1 protein-coding gene is annotated in these 5,620 nt (G+C 65.2%); it reads right to left on the bottom strand.

Annotated features, from left to right (window positions below; translation table 11 throughout):
* On the bottom strand, nt 1-5,620 hold a 5,620-nt coding region (locus KA184_22890; protein ID MBP8132436.1), incomplete at both ends, for a lamin tail domain-containing protein.

Raw genomic sequence — 5,620 nt, 5'->3', positions numbered from 1 at the left:
CTGGCCGTAGCCGAAGCGGGTCACAAACCCGCTCTGGAAGAACGGGCCGGCGGGCGTGGCGTCGAGCCCCTGGTCACCCAGCAGCAGCATCGCGTTGTCGTAGATCACGCCGCCCAGATGGAAAAACGCCAGCGGCAGCGTGCCCGGCCGGTACGACCCGGCGCGCACGTTACGGCCCTCGTCGATGCCTTCGTCCCACTCGTCGATGCGCCCGTCCAGGTCGTTGTCGACCATGTCTTTCGCCAGTATGCCGCGAACAGGCCCGGTCTGCGCGGACTCATAGACGGCGTCGCCGTCATTGTCGATCCCGTCCCACTCGGGATAGTTCGGGAACACGCCGCCCTGCAGCACCAGTTGCGCAATGCCCCCGGCGTCGGAGACATCGAGTGCCGACGATGTCACCGGGATGATGCGGTCCCAAGATCTTTGAGGAGTGTCGCTGATTTCCTGGCCAGACGGCTTACTTGAACGGACTTTGGCTTCGGCCAGTGAAAGTGCATCAGGGTCAAGCAAGTCTACGGGGTTGAGGTCCCCATCAGTTATAATCCGTATGTCATTCCTTCCATTGCCGTCTGCATCAACATAGTCAAATGGGGACAAATTCCAGGTTATTCCCAAGTCAGTTGCGTCATCCAGCGTCCAAAGAGGATTCAAATAAGCAGATTGTCCGGCGATATCCGTCACGAACAGCCGGTCAAAGACACTGCCGCTCACATCCCGATAGTCAACTTCGGCCGTAGTGCGGGAACCATCAAGAAATGCTGGCACCGTAGTATTCGCCATGAAAAATGGCGGATACCGGTTGGGAATGACGCCCCGCGTGAGGCCGATGCCGTTCCGCAGAGGCAAGGGCAGGTCACCTACGTTCGCTTGCTGGAAGTAGTCAAACTTGTTACTCGTGCCGCCGCCGGGCGGTGCGGGCGAGAGGAGGACCATCCCCTTCGGAGCGATGACGCTGCCCGGGGGAACGGTGAGCACGATCTTCGCCGGGTCGGGCACCACGCCTTCCACATCGGGCACGCCCACTTCAAGTTGCCAGCCGCTGATGTCCACCGGCTGGTCGCTGACGTTCGCCAATTCCACCCACTCGTGGTCCGGTTCCTGGCTGAAATCGAAGAAATTGACATTAAGCGCGGGCGTATCGCCCTGGGTTGGATCCAGATTGAGGTCAAGCATCAGCGCAACGCACAGCGCCCAGCCTTCCACATTGCCGGTATCCGGATTCAGCGCCGGCTGCGGCGGCACCAACACGGTGTGCGTGGGGAGTTGCGATGCCAATGCGGTTAGCCGGGGATCGGGCCAGGACTGACCCATCTCCGCCACGCCGCGCTCATAATATCCGTGACCGCGTTCGCCAGGCGGTACCGGCGCATAGGGTTCCTTACTTCCGTCCAGGAATACCCAACCGGGCGGCCGGGCGTTCGTGCCGAGGCCCATTTCCTGTGTCGTGACGGGCGCGAAGAGCGGCGGAGAGGCCGTCCTGTTGTTCTGCCAGTCGATCCACCATTCGCGGAGTTCGAGCGGTAGCGGCGGCGGCGGCAACGCGCCTAACGCGCTGAGTCCGATGCCCGCCATATCCTTAAGGATGCTCGAGCCGCCGGCAGCCTCGTTGACGGCAATGGCGCCGCTCGCGTCAATCGTCACCGGAACGTATTTGATAGCATAACGAAGCTGGTTGTCGCCGTTGATCGACATCGCCCCTGGTGTCGTCGTCACGTTTGCCGTGAGGTAGTAGCGGCCCTCCGGCAGCCCTTCCGACGCGACGAAAAGCCATTCCACGGCGTTGGGCATATTGACCCGGGGGTCGAAATTCACGTTGCCCGGCAAAATTCCGCCCGTGTACTGCCACGTATCGTTGGTGATGTACGTCGTGTCGCCGAGGTTCAGACCCGCGGTGGGATAAATCCACACCGGCGTCAGACCGAGCCCCAGGTCGCCCATGTCCCGGCGCCGCATAATGAACTCGGGCAACTCGCTGACCACTGTCACGCCATCGTCCGGGTTGACAAAGCCATCCAGGTACAAGGTGAACGGCGTCGGGTCGAGCAAGGGGCTGTAACCGGCGAAATTCAATCTGTCCGGCGTGGCTTCGGCTTCGACGCGGCGGACGGGGCGGACCATGATCTCGTTGATGCGTATGGCTTCGAGGCCGGAGACGGTATAGCTGATGCGGCGTTCCTCGGGCAGTGCGGGGCGGCCGTCCGGGGGCTGGTAGGTGACGTATTCCGCCCACCAGTCGTCCTTGATCTCGAGGTTCTTTTCGTCCGTCAGCCGGAGTTGTTCTTCGGCGTACTCCTGGACGCCGTCGAGATGGACCAGTTCGTCGTCGGACGTCTGTTCGCGGGGCCCGAGTCCGTCGGGCGCGGGCCGGTGATAGCGGTATTCGGTCAGGAGCGGCAGCGGCTCGTTTGCGGCCACGGCCGCGTCGAAGTCCCTCTGTTCGATGAGGCGCGTCTCGACTTCCCGGGGCCGCTCGATGTAGTCCGTCTTTTCGGTCGTGAGCAGGGTCCGCCCGTGATTGCGGTCGCGGTTGTCGACGATATCGGCGGCGAGCTGCAGCGCGGCGAGCGCCTGGTCCGCGGGGACGCGATGGCCCAACTCGGGGTTGGTCATGGGCAGGAGCAAGTCCGGCGTGCCGTTGTCGAGGTCGTGGTCGATGAAGGCGTAGAGCAGCCCGCCGGGCACGCCGGTGTCCCAGTCGGGCGCGAGCACCGTCGTGTCGGCCTGGGCAAGCCCTGCGGCAAAGCCCGCGGCGACGCGCCCGGTGGTGGTTCTGACGGCGGGGCTGGCAATGCCGTAGTTGGTGAAGAAATCGTCCTGCTGCTGCGTGATCGGGAAATCGCCGAAGAGCAGCAGCGACGCGGCGATTTGCTGCGGCGTGGCGTAGTTGAAATCGAGCTTGTTGAGGGTCTTGACGCCGTCGAACGCGTCGAAATAGGTGATGTTCCGGTCCGTGGCGTGGACGGAAAGCTGGTTCCGGAGCGGCTCGTAACGCCCGCCGGCGATGCCCTGGGCCAGGGTGACCTGCTCGCGCGTGCGGAGGTTGCGGTCGCCCAGTTCGCCCAGTTCGTCGGTGACCAGGTCCGCGTTGTTGTCGGCGCCGTCGTTCTCGGCCAGGGGGTTGCGCAGGGGGCGGAACCGCTGCAGTTCCGCGGGCTCGTCGATGCCTTCGAACGCGCCCAGGCGCAGGAAATAGGGCTGGAAACCGAGTTTCAATTCCCGTTGGACATCGGAGGCGAACAGGCCATATTCGGGGGGCAACGCGGCGCCGCGCAGGAAGTCTTCGGCAAACGTGCTCAGCGGCGGCAGGTACAGGCCCTCATCGGCGAGGGGCGCGACGCGCGCGTTGTCGTTGTCCAGCTCGAAATCGCCGTCGTCGTTGATGCCGTTGAGGCCGGCCGCGAGCGCGTTGGCGTTGTCGTCCACGCGGCCAAAGCCGGGGAAGCTGACGTCGAAGGAGTACTCGGCGCGCGGCGGCGCTTCGCTGGTGTCGTAGGCGATGCCGACGGTCGCGCCGTCGGGCGCGCCGGTCAGCAGCCCCCACAGGCGCGTGGCGAGCGGCGCCCCGATATCGGGCAGCATGCGCGTTTCGTATTCGTAGGGCGTGGCGCCGTCGGCGAGCGCGCGCATGAGGTCTCCCTGGATAGAGGGCGAGTCGGGGAACCGTTCGCGATAGGTGTGCGCGCCGGCCACGTTGACGTTGACCTTGCTCTGTTCGTCGATGATGAGGATGGCCGCGCGGCCCGCGAGGTCGCAGACGGGCTCGCCGGTCATGGTGATGCGCAGGCGCTGCGTGGCCTCCTCGAACGGCGGCGGCAGCAGCAGGTCCGGCAGCGGGTTCCCGTCGTATAGGGACGGGAACAGGCAAGGCACGCAGATCTCGTTGTAGCTGAGGCCGATGGCCGCGTCCAGGCGTTCAAGATCGGCGATGGAATAGTCCGGGCCGAACCATTCGGCCATCCGTTGCGCGACGCAGGCCGCCGTCGCGTCCGGGTCGCCGGGGAAATCCTCTTCACATGCCGCCTGGACTTGCTCGGTATAGGCCCGCCAGTAATTCAGCGGGCGCCAGACAGGCATCGGCCAGCCGGTGAGATAGGCGTAGACCGAGTTGTTGTTCACGAGCAGGTCGTGGTCGTTGTCGATCGTGTCCACGTCGGACGCCGTCATCGTCAGCGTGTAATAGGAGTTGTCGGCGAACCGGACCGGCACGGGCATCTGCGGCGGCAGCACGACAAAGGCCGGGACGTACTTGAACTGGCCCGGTTTGGCCGGGTCGGGGACCGGCATCAGGTCGTCGTCATCGCCCACGGTGCCGTCCGCGTCGAGGTCCAAGGGGATGCGCAGGCCGGGCAGCGGCGTGCTCAGCAGGAACCCGAGCTTGCTGTCTGGGTGCGACGGCGCCACGGCGGTCGGCGGCAGGTTCAAGGGGTCATAGACCGGGTCGAACTCGAAAGGCGCGGTTGCCCCGGGGCTCGCGGGCGAATCCTCCCGGTCGACAAAGCCGTCGCCGTCGTTGTCGAGACCGTCGTCACCGGCGTAATATACGAACACGCCCGGCTCAATCGCCTCATCCGGGTCGGCGGTATACAATTCCTGGGCGCCGGCGCCGTCGACAATCGTGTCGGCGTCGTCGTCAAACGCGTTGTCCTGGCGCTCGTCAATGAACCCGTCCAGGTCATTGTCGAGGCCGTCGTCCGGGAAGTAGCGGTCGATGGGGATGGGGATCCAGACCGAATCCTTGAGCCCGTCGCCGTCGTTGTCCACGTCGGCCCAGAGGTCCACCTGCTCCTCGGCGTAGACGAGGCCGTCGAGCGTGTTGCGGAACTCACCCGGGAGGCTCGCCAGTTCCGGGTTGTTTGCAGCGTCTTCGCGCCAGGGCGGCGGGAAAAAGCTCGTTCCGTCGGGGAGTATCGCCTGGCCGTAGAAGCGTGGCGTGACGAAGGGGAAATAGCCGGGGCCCCGTTCGTAGCGCACGAAAGAATAGCGCGAAGCGGGGTCGTTGAGCGGGACCGGCGTGCCGTCCGCCGTCATGAGCGCGGCCTCGCGGTTGTAGCGCGCGAAGGAATCATCGTACAGGACGGGCGTGAATTTGCCGTCCGGGTTGAAGCGGGCATCGCTCACTTTCTCGACGCGGGGGATGAACAGCCAGTTGCGCGTGCGCGGACCGCGGTAGAGCGGCTCGTCGGGGATGCCGTCCGGGCCGCCGTCATCCGCGCCCGTCAAATCAATGTAGGGAAAGCTGTTGAGGTCGATCTCGGGCACGCCGGGCGGCCCGGGCCAGCCGGGCCGCTTGCCCGCCCAGAGCGGCACGCCCTTGCGCCACGTCCAGGGCTTGCCCGCGAACGCGGCGCCGCTGTAAATCGAGCGCCAGGAGTGGTCCGTCGAGGTGACTTCGGCGTGCGTGAGAAAGTCCTGGTTGAGCGAATGCACGGCCATGGCGACGCCCGCATCGGCGATGAACTCGACGCGGACGGTGTTGGTGACGTTGGTCGCGGTCTTGAGTTCGAGCCGGGTCACGGCGAAGAAGGTCAGCGCGATGGCGAGCAGGATGGTCATGATCGCGATGGCGATGATCAGCGCCGCGCCGCGCTCGCCTCCCGTGGCATGGGCATCTTGCCCA

Source organism: Candidatus Hydrogenedentota bacterium (assembly GCA_018005585.1).
In the GTDB taxonomy this organism is placed as follows: Bacteria; Hydrogenedentota; Hydrogenedentia; order Hydrogenedentales; family JAGMZX01; genus JAGMZX01.
The sequence above is the reverse complement of the archived record's forward strand: the minus strand, read 5'-3'. Positions and strand labels throughout refer to the sequence as shown.